Here is a 22552-nt window from a genome sequence, read left to right on the forward strand (position 1 = left end):
GCTGCGGACGCATGCTCCGCAGCGATAGCGCTATTTGTTCTTGTTGTAGACGTCGACAAATACCGCGGCCAGCAAGACCAGGCCCTTGATCACCTGCTGATAATCGATGCCGATACCCATGATCGACATGCCATTGTTCATCACGCCCATCACGAACGCGCCGATCACTGCGCCCATCACCTTGCCGACGCCGCCAGACGCTGAAGCGCCGCCGATGAAGCAGGCTGCGATCACATCCAGTTCGAAGCCGGTACCTGCTTTCGGTGTGGCGGTATTCAGGCGCGCCGCAAAGATCAAGCCGGCCAGCGCCGCCAGCATGCCCATGTTGATGAAGGTATAGAAAGACACGCGTGAGGTCTTGATGCCTGACAGCTTGGCCGCCTTTTCGTTACCGCCAACCGCATAAATGCGGCGGCCAATAGTGGTGCGATTGGCGATGAAGGTATAAGCCACCATCAGCAAGAACATGACGATCAGCACGTTCGGCATCCCTTTATAGGAAGCCAGCAGGTAGCTGAAGAAAATAATGACCGCAGCAAATACACCGTTTTTCAGTACGAAGAACAACTGCGGTTCGTCTTCCATTCCATGCTTGACCTGCTTGGCGCGATGACGCACTTTGACTACGATCATGACGGCGGCAACCAGCACGCCGACCAGCAGCGAGGTAATGCGCAAATCAGCTCCGCCGAAAAAATCCGGGATGAAACCTGAACTCAACATCTGGAAATCGTCCGGAAACGGACCAACCGACTGTCCCTGCAACAGCGCCAGCGTCAATCCCTTGAACACCAGCATGCCTGCCAGCGTGACGATAAATGACGGAATCTTGAAAAACGCCACCCAATAGCCTTGGGCAGCGCCGATCGCGCCACCGGCCAGGAGGCACAGGATGCTGGCCAGTACGAAATTCATGTGCAGGTTGACGATCAGCACTGCCGCCAGCGCGCCGATGAAGCCGACCACCGAGCCAACCGACAGGTCGATATGACCAGCCACGATGACCATCAGCATGCCGAGCGCCATGATGACGATGTAGCTGTTCTGCAGCACCAGGTTGGTCAGGTTCAGCGGCTGCATCAGGGTGCCGTCTGTCATGTACTGGAAGAATGCCATGATCGCGATCAACGACATCAGCATGCCGTATTCGCGCATGTTGTTCTTCAGGAAGCCAGCGTAATCCTTCTTGTCTGCCAGAGCCGGCGGCTGGGTCTCTGCAGTTGCAACTTTATGGTTCATTTTAATTGTCTCCGTTCTTCACATTCCGCACGATTGCGCGCATGATTTTTTCCTGAGATGCTTCCGCCGCTGTCAGTTCACCGACGAAATTTCCTTCGTTCATCACATAGACGCGGTCGCACATGCCAAGCAGTTCCGGCATTTCCGATGAAATCATGATGATGCATTTTCCTTCGCTCGCCAGCTGGCTGATGATGGTGTAAATCTCGTACTTGGCGCCGACATCGATGCCGCGCGTGGGTTCATCCAGTATCAGTACATCCGGATTGGAGAACAGCCATTTGCTGAGCACCACCTTCTGCTGGTTGCCGCCGACAGGTTCAACACTTTCTGAAACACGTTGGCGCAACGGATTTTCAACTTGCGGCGATAATCCGCCGCTACCGAATATTCACGCCCTTCGTCGATCACTGAGTTATCCGCCACGCCATCGAGATTGGCCAGCGAGATGTTCTTCTTGATATCCTGGTCAAGGATCAGGCCGTAGCCTTTGCGATCTTCGGTGACATAGGCAATGCCATTGTCGATGGCTTTCTGCACGGTGCTGACATCGATCTCCTTGCCGCGCAAGAAAACCTTGCCGCTGATGCGCTGGCCGTAAGCACGTCCGAAAATGCTCATCGCCAACTCGGTGCGTCCGGCGCCCATCAAGCCGGCGATGCCAACGATCTCGCCCTTCTTGACATGAAAATCGACGCCCTTGATCACCTGGCGCTCCGGATGGATCGGGTGATGCACGTACCATTGCTTGACTTCGAAAATGGTCTCGCCAATCTGCGGGCTGCGTTTGGGATAGCGGTCAGCCATCTCGCGGCCAACCATGTTCTGGATGATGCGGTCTTCGCTGATCACCTCTTTGTGGCAATCCAGCGTATCGACGGTGCTGCCGTCGCGCAGAATCGTGATCGAGTCGGCGACTTTGGAAATTTCGTTGAGTTTGTGCGAAATCAGGATCGAGGAAATACCCTGCGCCTTGAGTTCCAGCAGCAACGCCAGCAAGGCATCGCTGTCGCTTTCATTCAGGCTGGCGGTCGGCTCGTCCAGAATCAGCAGTTTGACTTGCTTGGACAGCGCCTTGGCGATTTCAATCAGTTGCTGCTTGCCGACGCCGAGATTGGTGATCAGCGCGTTCGGCGATTCCTTGAGGCCGACTTTTGCCAGCAGCTCCTTGGTCTTGGCATATGAACCGGCCCAGTCAATCACGCCGTGCTTAGCTTGTTCATTACCGAGGAAAATATTTTCGGTTATCGACAGCAGAGGAACCAAGGCCAGTTCCTGATGGATGATGATGATGCCGCACTCTTCGCTGTCGGCAATGCCTTCGAACTTCCGTGTCTGCCCCTGATAGTGGATATCGCCGGTGTAAGAGCCATGCGGATAGACCCCGCTCAGCACCTTCATCAAGGTTGATTTTCCTGCGCCATTTTCGCCGACCACAGCGTGGATCTCGCCGTTGCGCACCTTCAGATTGACATTGTCTAATGCTTTGACTCCCGGGAATGTCTTCCCGATCCCGCGCATCTCCAGGATGGTTTCCATCTGTGTTACCTCACTTACCTCATACTGCGCACAATGACGCCGGCGCCTGACAAACGGAGGTTGCAGCAGCGCCAGGCGTACTGCAACCTCCGGCCAAACAAGATATTCCTTTCAATCGTTTTGAAACGACTGACTTGATTCTTATTTAATCTGGCTTTCAGTGTAATAACCGCTGCCGATCAGCACCTGCTTCCAGTTGGAAGCATCAACGCTGACTGGCTTCAGCAGGTAGGAAGGCACGACCTTGACGCCATTGTTATAGGTCTTGGTATCGTTAATGGCCGGTGTCTTGCCGCTCAACTCCGCGTCGACCATCCCAGCCGTTACCTTGGCCAATTCACGCGTGTCCTTGAACACGGTTTGACGCTGCTCGCCGCGCAAGATCGATTTGACCGAAGGAATCTCGGCGTCCTGGCCTGTCACGACAGGCATAGGTTGCTTAGGAGTGCCGTAGCCGACGCCTTTGAGCGACGACAGAATGCCGATACTGATGCCGTCATACGGCGACAGCACCGCATCCACGTGAGCATTGCCGTAGTAAGCGCTGAGCAGGTTATCCATGCGCGCCTGGGCGACCGCACCATCCCAGCGCAAAGTAGAAACCTTGTCCATGCCGGTCTGCTTGCTACGCACTACCAGCTTGCCTTTGTCGATGTACGGCTGCAGCACCGACATCGCGCCGTTGTAGAAGAAGAACGCGTTGTTGTCATCAGCCGAACCGCCGAACAGTTCGATATTGAACGGACCTTTGCCGCCCTTCAGATCCAACGCCTTTTCGATGTAGCTGGCCTGCAGTACGCCGACCTGGAAGTTATCGAAGGTAGCGTAGTAATCGACGTTCTTGGAGTTACGGATCAGGCGATCATAAGCAATGATCTTGACGCCCTTGTCGGCCGCCTTTTGCAAGGCATTGGTCAGTGTGGTGCCGTCGATTGCGGCAATCACCAGGACTTTCACGCCCTTGGTCACCATGTTCTCAATCTGCGCCAATTGATTCGGAATGTCGTCTTCGGCGTATTGCAGGTCAGTCTTGTAACCTTTTTCCTTGAACACCTTGACCATATTGTCGCCATCGGCGATCCAGCGCGCTGAAGATTTGGTTGGCATCGAGATGCCGATCAGACCCTTGTCTTGGGCACTTGCCTGGGATACCAGGCCGAACGCGCCAATCAACAATCCAACAATCGTCGTTTTAATCATTCTCACAGCTTGTCTCCTTTAGTTATTGTGGCCTTGCTTTGGAATCTCCGGCAAAGCGCATCTGTTACGGAATTCCTGCCCCTGCTACTTTCTTTGCAACTTGAATCCTGCCGCCTGACTTGTGCGCCAGAATGATGTCAGGTTTCCAGAAAGCAATCGCTAATCTATCAATATAGACCTTTCCCAATCAAATTTCCCGCTAAATTCCTCGCTATATTACGAATTTGATCGATATCAAACAAATGATTTTTTTAATATAAGTGATATCTTTTTCGATATCACACACCAGAAAATCAAATACCCCCTATGAACACTTCCAACCCGCTTGCAATAGAATAAATACCGCCCCCCAGTGTAAAAACACTTGGACAGTCTTACTAATCACTTTTTTCTCTTATTTGATATCCATATTGATATCAGTAAAAATCAGATAGCTGCCAACTGCCTTGAAGGGAGAGCTCTCAGGACCAACTGCGACAGAAGGCCAGGAACTGCATCAGCCGCAGAGAGAGGATCTTGTGCTTGCTATGGATCAGGTAGAAATGCCGATGCAGGCGCGGCAACGTGGTATTCAGAACAACCAATCGCCCGCTTTGCAGGAAATCCTCGACCACCGCATGCGACAGGCAACTGATGCCAAGGCCGGCGGCGGCAGCATGCTTGATCGCCTCAGAATTGCCGAACTCGCAGCTCTGCTGTAAATGATGCAGATGCGGCAACAGCGCCTGCTCGACCGCTTCGCGGGTGCCGGAGCCCGGCTCGCGCAACAGCCACTCGGCAGCGCGCAATTGCGCCACGCTGACCTTCTTGTCGCCAGCGGCAATCGGATGTTGCGGCGAACTGACGATCAGCAGTTCGTCGACCATCCACGGTTCGACCTGTAAATCCGACGCGTGGCAAGGCCCCTCGATCAAGCCGACATCGACTTCGAAATTGACCACCGCGGCAACGATATCCGCAGTATTGGCAATCGTCACGCGCACTTGCAGCTCGCTGTGCTGCTGACGGTAGGACGCGATCAGCGACGGCAGCAGGTAGCTGCCGATGGTGGTGCTGGAGCCGATTTGCAGACCGCCGCCCTGCGCCATGTCGGGCATCAGGAACTGCTGTTCAATGGTCTTGGCGGCATCCACGACCTGCCCCGCCTGCGGCAACAGCACGCGGCCGTTGTCGTTCAAGACAAGACGCTTGCCGACCCGGTCAAACAACCGACAATCCAGCAGATTCTCCAGTTCATTCAACGCCGCGCTGGTCGCCGATTGTGACAATGCCAGCTGCTCGGAAGCCGCGGTGGTGCTGCCGGATTGGGCCACGGCCAGGAAAATCTGCAACTGTCTGATGGTGAGGCGCATTATGTGCAAGCCTTTACAGTGAAGGCAAAGTCAGGAAGTGGTGTAGCTGGATCTAAATCTACCTGAAAAACAGGTTAATTATACAAAATTAATCCGTTTTTCTTTTAGATACGTAATCGCTATAGTGACTTCCATGGCGCCATATCCCGGCGCCGCATCCTGATTGGAAGTCATTGTGAGTACCTCGACCCTAGCCGGCGCAACCCGCCCATCCAAGAGCAACACCAAAATCCAACCGTCGCTGCTGGCCGGATTAACCCTCAGCGCATTGATTGCCGCTGCGGCCATCTATGCCGCCAGGAACCCATGGCTGCAGGCGCATGGCTTCAGCGCACTAACACTGGCCATCGTACTTGGCATGCTGGTAGGCAACCTGGGATACCAGCGCATGGCCCCATCCTGCGCGCCCGGCGTCAATTTTTCAAAGCAGAATCTGCTGCGCCTCGGCATCATCCTGTACGGCTTCCGTCTGACGTTCCAGGATATCGGCCATGTCGGCCTGAGCGGCGTCCTGATCGACGCGTTGGTCTTGTGCTCGACTTTCGGCATGGCGCTGCTGCTCGGCACACGCTTGTTCAAGCTTGATCGCGATACCGCCATACTGATCGGCGCCGGCAGTTCAATCTGCGGCGCCGCGGCTGTGATGGCTACAGAACCGGTGCTGCGCGCGCAACCGGCGCAGGTGACGGTCGCCGTAGCAACCGTGGTCGTATTCGGTTCGCTGGCGATCTTCCTCTACCCGCTGCTGTACCAGCTCAACCTGCACTGGCACTTCCTGGCCGCCTCACCGCTGGCCTACGGCATCTACACCGGTTCGACCGTGCACGAAGTCGCCCAGGTAGTAGCCGCCGCCCGCGCCATCAGTCCCGACGCCGCCAACACTGCGGTGATTACCAAGATGGTGCGCGTAATGATGCTGGCGCCATTCCTGATGCTGCTGTCGGCCTACGTAGCAAATCGTGACACAGCAAAAGCCAACGGCACCGGCAAACCAGGTAAAACCCGCCTCGCCATCCCCTGGTTCGCCTTCGGCTTCGTCGCAGTAGTCGCCCTCAACTCCTTCGCCCACCTGCCAACGACGCTGGTGGCGCACGTCAACGATGCCGACAACATCCTGCTGGCAATGGCCATGGCTGCCTTAGGCATCTCGACACATTTCTCCTCGATCCGCGTTGCCGGAGTCAAGCCTCTATTGTTCGCAGCGATGCTGTTCGGCTGGTTGATTGTTGGTGGAGCGATGATCAATGCGCTGGTGTTGCGGGTATTCGCCTGAGGCCAATCCAAAGAAGCCTTCGTGGAAACGCGAGCGCATGTGCTCCGTGGTTCGTTCGTTAAATGGGGTCAGAGCTGCGCGGGAAGTGTAATTTTCGCAAAGAACCGCGAAAAAAAACTCCGACCCCATTTAACTTCGATTGGTTGGTTTTGACGTTGCTTTTGAATTGGTTTTTGACGTTGCCGTTGCAGTCGCAGTTGCAGTTGTTTTTGACTTTTCGCATGCTGACGTTGCCAAATGGGACGGGTGACAGTCGGGAATGATGGGACACATGTTTGAGCGCAGCGAGTTTGTGTCCCATCCGACTGGCGCACGGCTCATTTGGGAACCGCCAACGGCGGGCAACGGCTGTGCGATCGCCTTTTTGCTTACTTTTTGGCGAAGCAAAAAGTGAGCGGCTGCCGGGCCGCCCCCGGCAAGCCTCTACGGAGTAGTAACCGTTTTAAGTAAAGTCGGACGAACAAGACTGATGCACCACCGCACGTACTCCGTGGTCCGTTAAATGGGGTCAGAGTAATTTTCGCAAAAGGCCGCGAAAAAAAACTCTGACCCCATTTAACTACGTGCCAGGTACGCACCGAATTCTCAGGACATACGGCAGATGTTGAACCGGCCGAACTAATCCCTTAGAACGTCAGCGTCTTCACACCATCAGGCGTACCCAGCAAACAGATATCCGCCCCCTGCTGCGCAAACAAGCCAACTGTCACCACACCAGTAATCTGGTTGATCTGCCGCTCCAACTCCACCGGATCGGTAATCTTCAGATCATGCATATCGATAATCACGCAACCGTTATCGGTAATCAACGGCTTGCCATCCTTGAAACGCAAACGCGGCTCGCCACCCAACTTGATCAGCTTGCGCGCCACCACCGCCTGCGCCATCGGAATCACCTCGATCGGCAACGGGAACTTGCCCAACACCTTCACCAGCTTCGAACCATCCGCGATACAGATGAACTTCTCCGCCACCGACGCCACGATCTTCTCGCGCGTCAGCGCTGCACCGCCGCCCTTGATCATCGCGCCGTCGGCATTGATCTCGTCCGCGCCATCGATATAAACCGGCATGGTCGCAACCTGGTTCAGGTCGTACACCTCGATGTCATGCGCACGCAAACGCGCCGCGGTTGCCTCGGAAGAAGCCACCGCGCCTTTGATGCGATGCTTGATCTTGGCCAGTTCATCGATGAAGAAATTGGCGGTGGAACCGGTGCCGACACCGACAATTTGGCCGTCGACCACATATTTGATTGCTTCGCGGGCAACAGCCAGCTTGAGTTCGTCCTGGGTCATGGCAGTCATGGCTTGATCTTGAAAAAGAAGTAAAGACGCTATTTTAACCAAAGCCGAGCGCCGATTTTAAAATCCTCCCTCGCTTCAGCATGAATTTCAATGATTTTCGTCCGGCGTTTCGGCCAATGTTTCCCGCAACGCAATTTGCAGGCGCGAATGCAGCTTCACAAACCGTTGCCACAACACCAGCACCAGCACAGCGGCGGCAACCAGCACCAGCGCCAGCAGATTGGTCGGCGGCAAGATACGGCTACTGAGAGCCGTAATCATCAACATGATGCCGATGATCGACACCACCGGAATCACCTCGGCGATCACCCGCCGCACCGCATGGTTGTAGGATCCCGCCCACTCCGGCTTGACGCTGATTTCAGCGAGTAACATGCTCAGCGCATGCAGTTTGCGATAAGTGGCGATCAGGAAAGGCAGCGATATCAGCAACGCCCGCCCCACACGATCGCATCCTGCACCTGTGCATCGGCAACCCAGGCCGACATGAACGTCCCGAGCTTCTCGGCGAAATAGCTGCTGACGATGAAAATCGCCGCCACCAGTGCCAGGTTGACCACCACCTGCATCAGGATGCGGCGAATGATGCGCGACAGTTCGGCGCGATCGCCCTGCGGCTGCAGGCTGTCCAGCCAGATCGAATACATGCCGAATACCGACGCCACCTTTTCCGGCATCGCCTTCGCCAGCCGCGTCGACAACGGATCGGCCAGCTTGATCAGGTACGGCGTCAGCAATGTCGTCACGGCCGACACCGCAACCACGGTCGGGTACAGGAAATCGCTGGTCACCTTCAGGCTAACGCCCAGTGCCGCGATGATGAAAGAGAATTCACCGATCTGCGACAAACCCATGCCGACCCGCATCGATGTGCGGCCATCATGCCCGACAGGAAGGTCGCCAAGCCGCAACTGACCACCTTGCCCAGCACCACCGCCACCGTAATCACGGCAATCGGCAACCAGTACTGCGCCAGTATCGACGGATTGAACAACAGACCGATGGCAACGAAAAAGATCGCGCTGAACATGTCGCGCACCGGTTCGATCAAACGTTCTATCTGGTGCAAGTGACGCGACTCGGCCATCACGGCGCCGATCAGGAAGGCGCCCAAGGCCACGCTGTATTCCATTTTCATGACCAGCAGGCAGAAGCCGAAACACAGGCCAAGTACCGTCACCAGCAACATTTCCTTGCTCTTGAACTTGGCGACATAGTCGAGCAAGCGCGGGATGATCAAAATCCCCGCCACCAGCGAGACGATCATGAACAGCAGCAGCTTGCCGATCGTGACCACGGCATCGCCGGCATCCACAGAACCGCTGGTGGCTACGCCAGACAACAACGCGATCATGCCGATCGCCAACACATCCTCGACGATCAGGATGCCGAAAATCAGTTGCGCAAATTTCTCGCGCTTCATGCCCAGCTCATTGAGGGCCTTGACGATGATGGTGGTTGACGACACCGACAACATCGCGCCGAGGAACACCGCATCCATCTTCTTCCAACCGAAAAAGATACCGATTTCATAGCCGATCCACAGCATCAGCGTAATCTCCGCCAGCGCCGCAACGAACGCAGTGGCACCAACCTTGCCAAGCTTCTTCAGGCTAAATTCCAGGCCCAGCGAAAATAGCAGGAAAATCACGCCTAGTTCCGCCAGGATCTGGATCGTGCGCTCATCCGTGATCAGCGAAAATGGCGGCGTATGCGGACCGATGATGACGCCAGCGACAATGTAGCCGAGCACTACCGGTTGCTTGAAACGGTTGAATAACACCGTCACGACGCCAGCGATCAACATGATCACGGCCAGATCCTGGATAAACGTTTCGACTGCATGATGCATGGGCAGGCTTTCCTTATGAAAATGGACAGTTATCGGGGATTTGCACGAACAAGAAGAGATGCCAGAATGCGCGCGGCAAGGCAACGCACAGCCGACTTGCGGCCGCTCAGACAATGGGCGGCCAGGCGGCAAGCATGCGTTGCAGTTATAGTACGCTATCGAAGTTATGTTTCCAATAGCTTAATAATTGCGTGTATTGAAAATTGCCCAGAACGCGTTCCCGGTCGGGTAAAACCGGTTTCCGCCGCAATCGTCGGCAACGCCGGAGCAGCAATGCACGGCCGGTTCAATCGTCGTGATTTGGGTCCAGCTCAGGGAACAATATTTCGGTATAACCGAAACGAGTAAAATCCTTGATCCGCATCGGGTACAAAATGCCATTCAGGTGATCGCACTCATGCTGCACCACGCGCGCATGAAAGCCGTCAACGTCGCGGCTGATAGGAGCGCCGAACTGGTCGAAACCCTCGTAATGCAGCTGGGTCCAGCGCGGCACCACGCCGCGCAGGCCGGGTACCGACAGACAACCTTCCCAGCCGTCTTCAAGTTCTTCCGACAACGGCCGCAAGGTCGGATTGACCAACACGGTCTCCGGCACCGCAGGCGCATCCGGATAACGGACGTTATTGCTGAAACCAAAGATCACCAGTTGCAGGTTGACGCCGATCTGCGGCGCCGCCAGGCCGGCGCCATTGACCGCGTGCATGGTCTCGAACATGTCGGCGACCAGCGCGTCCAGCTCGGCCGTACCAAAAGCGGTGACAGGCTCGGCTTGCCGCAGCAAACGCGGGTCGCCCATCTTCAGGATTTCACGAACGGTCATGGCGTGCTCTTTGGTCAGGGTGCTTACAGAGTAGGAAAATTGAAAACCGATTTAAACCAATGTAAAACCAATCAGCTGAATTTCTTCAGGTACTCGGCAAACTCGGCGCCGGTTTCGGGATGCTTCAGCCCCATCTCCAATGTAGCCTTCAAATAACCCAGCTTGGAACCGCAATCATAACGCTGTCCGGCATAGCGATAAGCCAGCACGCGTTCCTCTTGCATCAATGCGGCAATGCCGTCGGTCAGCTGAATCTCGCCGCCGGCGCCCTTGCCCAGACCTTCCAGGTGATCGAAAATGCGGTTGGTCAGCACATAACGCCCCACCACCGCCAGCGTCGACGGTGCCTGATCCGGTTGTGGCTTTTCGACGATGCTGTTGACCTTTTCCAGATTCGGTTTATAAGGATCGATGCTGACGATACCGTATTGCTTGGTGTCGGCGCGCGGCACATCCTGTACGGCCAGCATGCTCGATTGTTCAACGGCGAAGATATCCGTCATCTGCGCCAGCACAGGCTTCTGGCCCGGCGCGACATCCATGAAATCGTCCGCCAGCAACACTGCGAACGGATCGTTGCCCACTACGGGCCGTGCGCACAACACGGCATGGCCGAGGCCGAGCATTTCCGATTGGCGAATGAAAATGCAATTGATGTGTTTGGGGATGACGTTCTGCACCAGTTCCAGAAGACGCGCCTTGCCGGCTGCTTCCAGTTCGGTTTCCAGTTCGTATGCCTTGTCGAAATGATCTTCGATCGCGCGCTTGTTGCGGCCAGTGATGAACACCATGTCGGTGATGCCGGCTGCGACTGCCTCTTCCACCGCGTACTGGATCAGTGGTTTGTCGACGATCGGCAGCATCTCTTTCGGCTGCGCCTTGGTGGCAGGCAGAAATCGGCTGCCCAGGCCGGCAACGGGGAATACGGCTTTCTTAATGATGCTCATGTACGTTTCCTTGTTCACTTTCTAAAAGAGCGCGGAGTCCATCTTCATCCAGAATCGGGATATTCAACTCTTCCGCCTTGGTAAGTTTGCTACCGGCTTCTGCCCCCGCAACGACGTAGCTGGTCTTCTTGGAAACCGAACCTGTCACCTTGCCGCCGGCAGCCTCGATCATGGCTGCGGCGGCATCGCGCGTCAGGGTCGGCAGACTGCCGGTCAGCACAAAGGTCTTGCCAGTCATGAGCTTGGACGCGCTTTCAGCCGGCAAGTTCTCCGGCCAATGGATACCGGCGGCGCGCAACTGCTCTATCAATTCACGATTCAGCGGATCGGCCAGGAACGTGAGCAATGAACGTGCCACCACCGGACCAATGTCGGCCACTTCCAACAGCTGTTCCTCGCCAGCTTGCAACAAGGCGTCAATATTGCCGAAGTGGGTTGCCAGCTCCTTCGCCGTCGCCTCGCCGACATGGCGGATGCCAAGGGCATAAATGAAGCGCCCCAAGGTCGTCGATTTCGACTTCTCCAGTGCACTCAACACATTCTGGGCCGATTTGTCGGCCATCCGATCCAGCTCGGCCAGCTTCACCAATCCCAGTTTATACAAGTCGGCGGCGGTTGTAATGACATGGCGGTCCACCAGTTGCTCGATCAATTGATCGCCCAGCCCTTCGATATCCATCGCCCGGCGCGATGCAAAATGCTGCAGCCCGCCCTTGCGCTGCGCTGCGCATTTCACCCACCCGCCGGAACAACGCGCGATGGCTTCGTCCTCCGGCTTGATGATCGGCGAGCCGCAAACCGGGCACTCAACAGGCATCACGAATGCCGGTGCATCGACCGGCCGCAACTCCGGCACAAACGACACCACTTCCGGGATCACATCGCCAGCGCGGCGCACGATGACGGTGTCGCCGATGTGGATATCCTTGCGCCGCACCTCATCTTCATTATGCAACGTGGCATTGGTCACCGTGACACCGCCGACAAATACCGGCGCCAGTCGCGCAACCGGCGTCACAGCGCCAGTACGGCCGATCTGCACCTCGATATCCAGCACCTGTGTGGTGGCTTCTTCGGCCGGGAATTTGTGGGCTAACGCAAAACGTGGCGCGCGCGAGACGAAACCCAAAGTCTGCTGCTGCAACAGGCGATTTACCTTGTACACCACACCATCGATTTCATAAGGCAGCTGCGCGCGTTTGGCGCCGATGCCACGGAAAAAATCCAGCAGTCCGGCAGCGCCCTTGACTACGCCGCGCTCATTGCAAACCGGCAGCCCAAGTTGGCTGTACCAATCCAGCAGAGCCGAGTGCGACGCCGGCATCTCCGCGCCTTCCAGCATGCCGATGCCGTAGGCAAAGAAACGCAAGGTGCGCTGCGCAGTGATGCGCGAATCGAGTTGGCGCAGGCTACCCGCGGCGGCATTGCGCGGGTTGGCGAATTCCTTCAATCCGGCATCACGCTGGCGCGCATTGAGCTTGGCGAAATCGGCCTTGAACATCAGCACTTCGCCGCGCACATCAAGCACTTTGGGTGGACGCTCTGTGTGAAGACGCAGCGGGATCGCCCGCACCGTGCGGATATTGCTGGTGACATTCTCACCAGTGGTGCCGTCGCCGCGGGTGGCGGCCTGGACCAGGACACCATCTTCATAACGCAGGTTGATGGCCAGGCCATCGAATTTCAGTTCGGCGGCATACTCGATCTCGGTATCGACCTGCGTGTCAAGACCGTCTCGGACACGGCGATCAAATTCGACAATATCGTTATCCTCGAAGCCGTTACCGAGAGACAGCATCGGGATCGAATGCGTGACCTGCTCGAACTGTGGCAGCGGCGCAGCGCCGACGCGCTGGGTCGGCGAATCAGGTGTATTCAGCTCAGGATGAGCCTGTTCCAGCGCTTGCAGTTCGCGGAATAGCTGGTCGTATTCGGCATCAGGAATCGACGGATTGTCGAGCACGTAATATGAATAGTTGTGGCGGTTTAATTCGGCAGCCAGCCAGGCGGCGCGAGCGCGCCAGTCAGCGGTGTCCAATGAAGAAGATGGCATGTGTGATATCCGTTGAGTACAAAGCAAGAGGCCGCACTAAGGCGGCTCTATCTACTCTATGCTGCAAATATTGTTCTTTGTAGTGACGCTCTGCAAGCAAGGTGGGTAACCGTACCCACCCTACAATGGCGCATGCAGGTTGTCCTGCAATCAGCTGAAGAGACGCAAAGCCCGCACCGAACCGGCAGGAATTTCAGCCGCATCCATTTCCCGGTAAAAGGCATCGACCTGACCGGCAATTTCGGCCAGCTGGACGTCCGCCAGCGGCTGGTTGCTGTCATCCACCAGCACGCCGCCAAGGCGCGCCGCCAGCGAGCGGCCGCAGGCCACCATGGCGCCATAGCCATCACGCGACGGCGCCACGCGCGGCACATCAAGCAGCAAGGTCAGGCGGCTGGTGGTCTCCGCTACGGCACTGGCGTTGGTCGACAGAGAAAACAGCAGGCCTCCGTCACCATCGGACATGACCATGCGGCCTTCCGGACGCGCATCGAACCCCTGCCTCGCCAAAGCCGCCAGCAACGTGCTGATCGCCCATGGCGCGCCGTTCGACTGGATGTTCACGCCCAGCTGGGCATCGTGCTCGATGACGAACTGATGCAGCGAGCGCGCAGTATTGATTACCTCCGGCATATCTGGCAGATCCGGTTCGGCGCCGAGGTCATCGGCGATCTGGCGCAAGCGCATAACCAGTTCGGAATATTCGATTTCGTTAAGCGGGTTGCTGCGGTTGGCCAGTTGCACACCAGCCAGCAAAGTGCTGTAGACGCCGCCATGCGCCACCGGCTCCCAATCGCCATTGGCGTCTTCACCGATGAAATGGATCGGTTTGTTGCCGACGTGACGCAGGGTCTGCAAGGCGGGCAGTGCCTTGTCGCCGCGTATTGGCGTTTCCAGCACCAGCGGGATCGCGCAATCGATCAGATCATCCACCGGCAAATCCTTGCGTAGCGCCGGTGCTGGTACCTCATGCCCGGCTGCAGCCGTTGAGGCCGGATTGCCGAACTGCGGCTCCAGTGCATGTTGCTCCGCAGTTTGCTCGATATCGTCGTGCGACGGTTCTACCATGGCGGCCTGATCGGCATCGCCCTCGGCGTCGAACAGCTTGGGTTCGTGCCGCACCTGCGGCTCGCCGTTGTCCTTGCCAGGCGTCATCAGGACATCGTCATGCGATCCGGAAAATGCCCGCTCAACGCTCTTCTTGGCCTTGTATTCCTGCCATTTGTTGTAGGAAATGACGCCAACAAGAAACGCGCCTCCAATGATAAACAGGCTTGTTTGTAGATCTGTCATTCTGCTGATGCCTTATTAATTGCTGCCGTGTCGCTCGGATACGCGCTTGACGCGCGAATTTTCGACTGAAATTGTGGACTGGTCATTGATTGGATCCGAGGTAAAAACACTTCAAAAATGGTTGTCGGTGACCGCGTAAAAGATTCAAATTCGTTGTAATGCATGGCTGGCATGCCATCTTTTTCCATAAAAAAAAAGCCGGATTTAATGTATATACAGGCAACATAAATTACCGAGATATTTTTTTACAAAATATTGCATTAAAAAATATTGCATTAAGACTAGCAAAATCAGCCTGTTGCCGCCATAAAAAAATCGTCAGGCGGCCACCGGGTCGGCGGCAAAACTGCGTGCCGCCTCCATGTCGACCGCCACGATCCGCGATACGCCCTGCTCCTGCATCGTCACACCGATTAGCTGCTGCGCCATTTCCATCGCAATCTTGTTATGCGAAATGAACAGGAATTGGGTATGGCTCGACATCCGTTTCACCATATTGCAGAAGCGCTCGGTGTTGGCGTCGTCCAGCGGTGCGTCGACCTCGTCCAGCAAGCAGAATGGCGCCGGATTCAGCTGGAACATCGAGAACACCAGCGCGGTCGCGGTCAGCGCCTTTTCGCCACCTGACAGCAGATGGATGGTCGCATTCTTCTTGCCCGGCGGCTGCGCCATGACCTGCACACCGGAGTCCAGGATCTCGTCGCCGGTCATGATCAGCTTGGCCTGGCCGCCACCGAACAGGATCGGGAACAGCTCGGCAAAATGATGGTTGACCTTGTCGAACGTATCCTGCAGCAGATCGCGGGTTTCCTTGTCGATCTTGTGGATCGCATCCTGCAAGGTATTGATGGCCTCGGTCAGGTCGGCATTCTGCGCATCCAGGAAGTTCTTGCGTTCGGATGCCTGCGCCAGTTCGTCCAGCGCCGCCAGATTGACCGCGCCCAGGCCGGCAATCGCATTGGTCAGACGCGTGACTTCGCCTTGCAGATAGGAAGGCCGCATGTCAGCGGTCAACTTCTCGCTCAACGCAGCTTCATCGGCTTGCGCCTCAAGCAATTGTTGCACGTATTGTTCTTGATTCAGGCGCGCCGCCTGCTCCTTCAACTGCAGCTCCATGATGCGATCACGCTGTGGCTGCAGGCTACGCTCCGCTTGCAGCCGGGTTTCCTCATGCTGACGCAGATTCTGCGATACCTGGTCCAGTTCGTGACGGGTATCGGCCAGTGCGCGCTCCTGCTCACTGCGCTTGTCGAGCAAATCTTGCAAGCCCGCCTGCGCCGCCTGATCGTCCAGGCTTTCCAGTTCAAGGTGGCCCTGCTGCATGTTGGCAAACAACTGCGCCGCCTGCTCCAGCGCGGTAGCGATGCTGCGCTTGAGTTCTTCGATCTTGTTGCGATGGGATTTCTCGGCAAATTCTGCTTCCTGCGCTGCGCGCTCCATCTCGCGCAAACGTTGCCGGGCATCGTTCAGTTGCTGTTCCTTGCCCAGATAATCGGTTTGCCCATCCTCATGTTTCTCTTGCAGCTCGGCCAACTCCATATCCAGTTGTTCGAACTTGGCTTCCGATTCCATCTTGGTCTGCTGCTGCTCGCTTTCCTGCGCAGCGATTTCTGCCAGATCCGAAGAAATCTGCGCGCTGCGCTGGTTGAAGCGATCCTGCAGCTCAGACAGTTTCATTACATCGATCTGCAAACCATGCACTGCCTGCGTCAAGCCATTATGACGTTGACGCATTTCCTGCAGGCGCTGGGTAGCCTGCGACAAGGCAGCTTCAGCGCGCACCGAACGTGAACGGGCTTCGTCGGCCAGCATTTGCTGGGCACGCAACTGCTTGGTGATATTTTCGATTTCCTGCTGGCGCGCCAGCATGCCGTCCTGCTCTGAATCGGAAGCATAGAAACGCACGCCGGTCTTGCTGATCACATGGCCCTGGCGCGTCACGAAGCTGGCGCCTAGCGGCAGCTTGTTGCGTTCCGCGAAGGCTGTCGTGGTGTCGTCGGCAGCATAGAAATTGTGCAGCCAATCCTGCATCAGCGCCCGCAAACCGGGATCGTTCAATTGCAGAAGATTCAGGAAAGGCTTGAGGCCGGCCGGGGTGTCAACCGCACTTGCCGGCGCCACGCCATTCGGCGTGAACAAGGCCAGCTTAGCCGGCGGCGCATCGTTGAAGAAAGCCTTGGCCCATTCCAGATTAGACATTTCAAGCGCCGAAGTGCGCTCGCGCAGCACCGATTCCAGCGCAGTTTCCCAACCGCCGTCGATATGCAATTTTTGCCACAGGCGCGGCAAACCGGCGAGTTCGTGCTTCTGCAACCAGGGTTGCACCTTGCCTTCGGTCTGCACGCTTTCCTGCAATTGCTTGAGCGCGGTCAGGCGCGCTTCCAGCTGGGCGTTATTGGCGCTTTCAGTGTTGACCTGCTGCTGCGCATCACGGCGTTCTTCTTCCAATCGCGGCTGCTGTTCCTGCGCCTCCTCCAGCTGCATCGCCAACTCTTCCAGGCCAGCCTGCTTTTCCTCCAGCTGCATACGCAGATTGGTGAGGTGGGCATTATCCGGCAGGTTGAGTCCATTCTTTTCTTGCGACAGCCGCTCGCGCCGCGCGCTCAAGCCGTTGAGGATGTTCGAGGCGTTGCGCTGGTGGGTCGATTCCAGTTCGATCTGCTGCTGGATCTGCATGATCTTGCCGCGCGACTCCGTGCTCTTCAGTTGCGCTTCGCGCCAGCTCTGCTCCAGCGCCGGCAATTGATCGTTCTGCTGTTGCGACGCCACTTGCGATTGCTCGACGCGCGCCATCAGCTCTTCCAGATGCATCTCGGCCTCGACCAGGTCATCCTGGTACTGGCTGCCCTGGCGTTGCCACTGGTCGCGCTGCGCGGTCAGCGAATTGAGTTGCGACTGCAGGCGGTTACGCGATTCGATGACGAACTTGATTTGCGCTTCCAGGCTGCCGATCTCGGAATTGGTTTGGTACAAATGGCCTTGCGCCTGGTGCATACGATCACCGGCGGCATAGTGCGCCTGACGCATGTGCTCCAGCTCGGTTTCGACGTGACGCAACTTGGCGGTCTGTTCTTCCAGATCGGTTTGCGCCTTCTCGATATCGCGGAAGTATTTTTCCTGTTCGGTCTTGGCTTCGTTCTTGCGCAGTAGCCACAGCAATTTCTGCTTTTCTTCCTGGTCGCCTTGCAGCTCATGGAATTTTTGTGCGACTGCCGCCTGCGCCTGCAGCTTTTCCAGGTTGGCGTTGAGTTCGCGCAGGATATCTTCGACCCGCAGCAAATTGTCGCGCGTGTCGTTCAAGCGGTTTTCAGTTTCGCGACGACGCTCCTTGTACTTGGAAACGCCGGCTGCCTCTTCCAGGAAAATCCGCAGTTCTTCCGGACGCGCTTCGATGATGCGCGAAATCATCCCCTGGCCAATGATCGCATACGCGCGCGGGCCGAGGCCGGTGCCCAGGAAGATGTCCTGGATGTCGCGCCGTCGCACAGCCTGGTTGTTGATGTAATAGGTCGAAGTGCCGTCGCGCGTCAGTGTGCGCTTGACCGCGATTTCGGCATACTGGCTCCACTGCCCTGCCGCCTTGCCAAGGCTGTTGTCGAACACCAGTTCGACCGACGAGCGCCCAGCCGGCTTACGGTGCGACGAGCCGTTGAAAATGACGTCCTGCATCGATTCGCCGCGCAATTCGGAGGCCTTGGATTCGCCCAGCACCCAGCGCACCGCGTCGATGATGTTGGACTTGCCGCAACCGTTCGGTCCCACGACGCCGACCAGCTGGCCGGGGACCTGAAAATTGGTAGGGTCAACGAAAGACTTGAATCCCGATAATTTAATGGAAGTTAAACGCACGTTATCGACTGTTCTTATCAAAGTCGGCGAAAAAGCAGCCGTCACTCTTAAAATTCATGAAAACGAGAAAAAAACCTCGCGGGAGGTCGACATCATAACATTCCGACCTGCCATATATGCGATCTGAATGGCCGTCAAAAATTGAAAATGTGATTATTAATTCAACCCCAAGCAAGTGGAAGACGAACAGTGCACAGACATCGGCGCGGTACGCCAACCAACGACTGCTCCCGGCAAAACAATCCGAGCCGGCAACGAAAAGCAAAAAAATCTCTCAATATCGGCCTTGCGGCGCCCTTTTCAGAGCGCCAGGCGCAGCATTCCCAGCGATCAAACCCGCATTCTGTATATAATGCAAACAGCAGAATCACAGCCGCCGCCTTTCATTCCACCTTTGTTATTCATCCGTTACTAACCACGTGAATCCATTACTAGACCGGTTGCAACCGTATCCGTTTGAAAAACTGCGCGCACTATTTGCCGATGTCACGCCGAATCCGGCTTACGCGCCGATCAGTCTCGGTATCGGCGAACCGAAGCACCCTACCCCGCCATTCATTCAACAGGCGCTGACCGACAATCTGAGCGGCCTGGCCAGTTATCCCAGCACGCTCGGCGCGGAGCCGCTGCGCAAGGCGATCGCAGGTTGGCTGGAACGCCGTTACGGCTTGCCAGCGCTGAATCCGTCAACCCAGATCCTGCCGGTCAATGGTTCGCGCGAAGCATTGTTTGCGCTGGCGCAGACCGTAGTTGATCCATCGCAATCGGATGCGCTGGTGATGTGCCCCAATCCGTTCTACCAGATCTATGAAGGCGCGGCCTACCTGTCGGGCGCCCAGCCGTATTTCGTCAACTCGGATCCGGCCCGCAACTTTGCCCCTGATTACCGCAGTGTGCCGGACGATGTCTGGCCGCGCGTCAAGCTGCTGTACCTGTGCTCGCCGGGCAATCCGACCGGCGCCGTGCTGTCGCTGGAAGACTGGAAAGAATTGTTTGCATTGTCGGATCGGCATGGTTTCGTGATCGCCGCCGACGAATGTTATTCAGAAATTTACTTCAAGCCGGAAGCGCCGCTGGGCGGACTGCAAGCGGCGCACATGCTGGGCCGCGACGGCTATCCGCGCCTGATCGCCTTCTCCAGCCTGTCGAAACGCTCCAACGTGCCCGGCATGCGCTCCGGCTTCGTGGCTGGCGATGCCGCCATTCTGAAGAAATTCCTGCTGTATCGTACCTACCACGGCGGCGCCATGAGCCCGCCGGTGCAAGCGGCTTCGGTCGCCGCCTGGAACGACGAAACCCATGTCGTCGAGAACCGCGCCAAATACATGGCGAAATTTCAACAAGTGACGCCGGTGCTGCAAACCGTGCTGGATGTCGCACTGCCGGACGCCGGCTTTTACCTGTGGGCCAAGGTAGACAAACTGGCATCGATCACAGACACCGACTTCGCCAAGCAGCTGTATGCCGAATATAATGTAACCGTATTGCCCGGCAGCTACCTGGCGCGCGACGCCCACGGCAGCAATCCGGGCCGGCAACGCATCCGGATGGCGCTGGTGGCGGAAGTCGACGAATGCCTGGAGGCGGCGCAGCGGATTGCCGCTTTTTGCCAAAGACTCTAGCCCACGGCCTCAGGCTTCCAGCCACAGCCTGATCCAACGTATTGCATCATGACGATGTATTTCATCTGTCGTCATGGTCAAATTCATATTTTTAACCTTTCAATCAGTGACCTATCATGACTCAATCTCTGCAAGCATTTATCGACCAAGCCTGGGAACAGCGCGCCGATTTCTCACCTAAGACTGCTCCGGCCGATGTCCGCGAAGCGGTTGCCAAAGTGATCGCCGAACTTAATCAAGGTACGTTGCGCGTCGCCCAGAAAACCGACGGCAACTGGGTCGTCAATCAATGGATCAAGAAGGCTGTGCTGCTGTCGTTCCGCCTGGAAGACAACCTGCCGATGCCGGCCGGTGACAACATGCAGTTCTACGACAAGGTGCCGACCAAGTTCGCCAACTACACCGCTGAAGATTTCGCCAAGGGCGGCTTCCGCGTAGTGCCGCCTGCCGTCGCGCGCCACGGCAGCTTCATTGGCAAAAACGTGGTGCTGATGCCGTCCTACGTCAACATCGGCGCTTACGTCGATGAAGGCACCATGGTCGACACCTGGGCCACCGTCGGTTCCTGCGCCCAGATCGGCAAGAACGTCCACCTGTCCGGCGGCGTCGGCATCGGCGGTGTGCTGGAGCCAATGCAAGCCAACCCGACCATCATCGAAGACAACTGCTTCATCGGCGCCCGTTCGGAAATCGTCGAAGGCGTGATCGTTGAAGAAAATTCGGTGATCTCGATGGGCGTCTACATCGGCCAGTCGACCAAGATCTATGACCGCGCCACCGGCGAAGTCACCTACGGCCGCATCCCGGCGGGTTCGGTCGTGGTGTCGGGCAGCCTGCCATCGGCCGACGGCAAGTACAGCCTGTACTGCGCGGTCATCGTCAAGCGCGTCGACGCCAAGACCCGCGCCAAGACCGGCATCAACGAACTGCTGCGCGAAGCTTAATCATTGCGGCAAGAAGTTTAAGAACGTAGGGTGGGCAAATTCTTTTGCCCATGCGCAACTATAATAATGAGTACTTTTCCTGCACTGAGGAGTTTTTGATGGCAATGGATCGCTTGTTTCGTCTGATGCGGGAGAAGGAAGCATCGGACATGTTCCTGGCACCCGGCTCGCCATTCATTTGAAGATCAAGGGCCAGATGATTCCTGTCAATCAGCAGAACATGGATGCACATTCCATCCAGATGCTGTTGAAAGAAGTGGTGCCGTCGGAGCGCCTGCAGGAGCTGGACCGTGACAACGAATTGAATATCGGCTTGCCGATCCCCGATGTCGGCAGTTTCCGGCTGTCGGCATTCCGCCAGCGCGGCAGCATCTCGGCTGTGATCCGCTATATCCCGATCGACATTCCTGCGTTTGAGGAATTGCGGCTGCCGCCGGCCCTGATCGAACTGATCGGCCGCAAGCGTGGCTTGCTGCTGGTGGTCGGCTCCACCGGCTCGGGCAAATCGACCACCATCGCCTCAATGCTCGATTACCGCAACAAGACCCAGACCGGCCACATCCTGACACTGGAAGATCCGATCGAATTCCTGTTCCACAATCATCGCTCGATCGTCAACCAGCGTGAAATCGGCAGCGATACCAACGACCTCAACGGGGCGCTGAAGAACGCATTGCGGCAGGCGCCGGACTGCATCCTGATCGGTGAAATCCGCGACAAGGCAACCATGTCGGCTGCCCTCGCCTATGCGCAATCGGGCCATTTGGTGGTATCGACGCTGCATGCCAACAATACCTACCGCGCACTGAACCGGGTCATCAGTTTCTATCCTCTGGAAAATCGTCCGGCACTGCTGGAAGACCTGGCATCTACCCTGGCGGCGATCGTTTCGCAACGCCTGGTGACAACGGTCGATGGCGACCGCACGCCGGCAGTCGAGATCATGCTCAATACCCGCCACGTGTCCGAATTGATCGAGGAAGACAATATCAGCCAGATCAAGGAAGCGATGGAAAAAAGTCTGGCGCCCGGCTCGCAGACTTTCGAACAGGCCCTGATGGAGTTGATCGAGGAAGGCGTAATTACCCAGGATGAAGCCCTGGCTCATGCGGATTCGCCGAGCAACCTGTACTGGCTGATCAACAACCATACACCGAACTCCAAGAAGAATGCAGCGCCGGTGGCGCCGGAGCCAGAAAAGGTGGAAGGCGCTACTTTCACTGAATTTACACTCGACCTGTAAACACATTATTCGAATC

General features: G+C 56.7%; 13 protein-coding genes and 3 pseudogenes. 4 read left to right on the forward strand and 12 right to left on the reverse strand.

The window, feature by feature from the left end; translation table 11 throughout:
* Positions 1-30: 30 nt before the first annotated feature.
* The 4 genes and pseudogenes from mmsB to CAter10_RS14820 all read right to left on the reverse strand — a co-directional run bounded on the left by mmsB (position 31) and on the right by CAter10_RS14820 (position 5330).
* Positions 31-1239 (reverse strand): multiple monosaccharide ABC transporter permease, encoded by a 1209-nt coding sequence (gene mmsB, locus CAter10_RS14805; RefSeq protein ID WP_061534007.1) that lies wholly within the window; start codon positions 1237-1239, stop codon positions 31-33.
* Between the two features lies 1 nt (position 1240).
* A pseudogene (mmsA, locus tag CAter10_RS14810) lies at positions 1241-2778 on the reverse strand (multiple monosaccharide ABC transporter ATP-binding protein).
* Positions 2779-2919: 141 nt separating this feature from the next.
* Complete coding sequence (gene chvE, locus CAter10_RS14815) at positions 2920-3978, reverse strand: multiple monosaccharide ABC transporter substrate-binding protein (protein ID WP_061534008.1); 1059 nt, start codon at positions 3976-3978, stop codon at positions 2920-2922.
* Positions 3979-4439: 461 nt separating this feature from the next.
* Entirely contained in the window at positions 4440-5330 is an 891-nt protein-coding gene (locus CAter10_RS14820; protein ID WP_061534009.1) for a LysR family transcriptional regulator, read from the reverse strand.
* 175 nt (positions 5331-5505) lie between these two features.
* On the opposite strand from CAter10_RS14820, the gene CAter10_RS14825 reads away from it, so the two are divergent.
* The gene (locus CAter10_RS14825) at positions 5506-6603 is read left to right on the forward strand and encodes a YeiH family protein (protein WP_082798065.1); all 1098 of its coding nucleotides are present in this window, start codon (positions 5506-5508) and stop codon (positions 6601-6603) included.
* 626 nt (positions 6604-7229) lie between these two features.
* On the opposite strand, the gene rpiA is transcribed toward CAter10_RS14825, so the two are convergent.
* The 8 genes and pseudogenes from rpiA to smc form a co-directional block, all read right to left on the reverse strand.
* Positions 7230-7901 (reverse strand): ribose-5-phosphate isomerase RpiA, encoded by a 672-nt coding sequence (gene rpiA / locus CAter10_RS14830; protein ID WP_061535379.1) that lies wholly within the window; start codon positions 7899-7901, stop codon positions 7230-7232.
* 96 nt (positions 7902-7997) lie between these two features.
* Positions 7998-8354: a hypothetical protein gene (locus CAter10_RS24585; RefSeq protein WP_417924694.1), complete on the reverse strand. Its 357-nt coding sequence runs from the start codon at positions 8352-8354 to the stop codon at positions 7998-8000.
* A 61-nt stretch (positions 8355-8415) separates the two neighbouring features.
* Positions 8416-9762 (reverse strand): annotated as a pseudogene (locus tag CAter10_RS14835) (cation:proton antiporter); the annotation flags it as partial.
* Positions 9763-10048: 286 nt separating this feature from the next.
* Positions 10049-10585: a peptide deformylase gene (gene def, locus CAter10_RS14840; RefSeq protein WP_061534010.1), complete on the reverse strand. Its 537-nt coding sequence runs from the start codon at positions 10583-10585 to the stop codon at positions 10049-10051.
* A gap of 71 nt (positions 10586-10656) precedes the next feature.
* Complete coding sequence (galU, locus tag CAter10_RS14845) at positions 10657-11532, reverse strand: UTP--glucose-1-phosphate uridylyltransferase GalU (RefSeq protein ID WP_061534011.1); 876 nt, start codon at positions 11530-11532, stop codon at positions 10657-10659.
* Positions 11519-13585 (reverse strand): NAD-dependent DNA ligase LigA, encoded by a 2067-nt coding sequence (ligA, locus tag CAter10_RS14850; protein WP_061534012.1) that lies wholly within the window; start codon positions 13583-13585, stop codon positions 11519-11521. Before ligA ends, galU begins: the two co-directional genes overlap by 14 nt.
* Before the next feature lie 150 nt (positions 13586-13735).
* Entirely contained in the window at positions 13736-14878 is a 1143-nt protein-coding gene (locus CAter10_RS14855) for a cell division protein ZipA C-terminal FtsZ-binding domain-containing protein (protein ID WP_061534013.1), read from the reverse strand.
* A 318-nt stretch (positions 14879-15196) separates the two neighbouring features.
* Complete coding sequence (gene smc / locus CAter10_RS14860; RefSeq protein WP_061534014.1) at positions 15197-18727, reverse strand: chromosome segregation protein SMC; 3531 nt, start codon at positions 18725-18727, stop codon at positions 15197-15199.
* Between the two features lie 419 nt (positions 18728-19146).
* Here smc and dapC point away from each other — a divergent pair, with 419 nt between their 5' ends.
* The 3 genes and pseudogenes from dapC to CAter10_RS14880 all read left to right on the forward strand — a co-directional run bounded on the left by dapC (position 19147) and on the right by CAter10_RS14880 (position 22536).
* The gene (gene dapC, locus CAter10_RS14870) at positions 19147-20349 is read left to right on the forward strand and encodes a succinyldiaminopimelate transaminase (protein ID WP_061534016.1); all 1203 of its coding nucleotides are present in this window, start codon (positions 19147-19149) and stop codon (positions 20347-20349) included.
* A gap of 116 nt (positions 20350-20465) precedes the next feature.
* The gene (gene dapD / locus CAter10_RS14875; protein WP_061534017.1) at positions 20466-21293 is read left to right on the forward strand and encodes a 2,3,4,5-tetrahydropyridine-2,6-dicarboxylate N-succinyltransferase; all 828 of its coding nucleotides are present in this window, start codon (positions 20466-20468) and stop codon (positions 21291-21293) included.
* Positions 21294-21391: 98 nt separating this feature from the next.
* Positions 21392-22536, forward strand: a pseudogene (locus CAter10_RS14880) (PilT/PilU family type 4a pilus ATPase).
* The last annotated feature ends 16 nt before the right edge of the window (positions 22537-22552 follow it).

The organism is Collimonas arenae (assembly GCF_001584165.1).
Taxonomy (GTDB): Bacteria; Pseudomonadota; Gammaproteobacteria; order Burkholderiales; family Burkholderiaceae_D; genus Collimonas; species Collimonas arenae.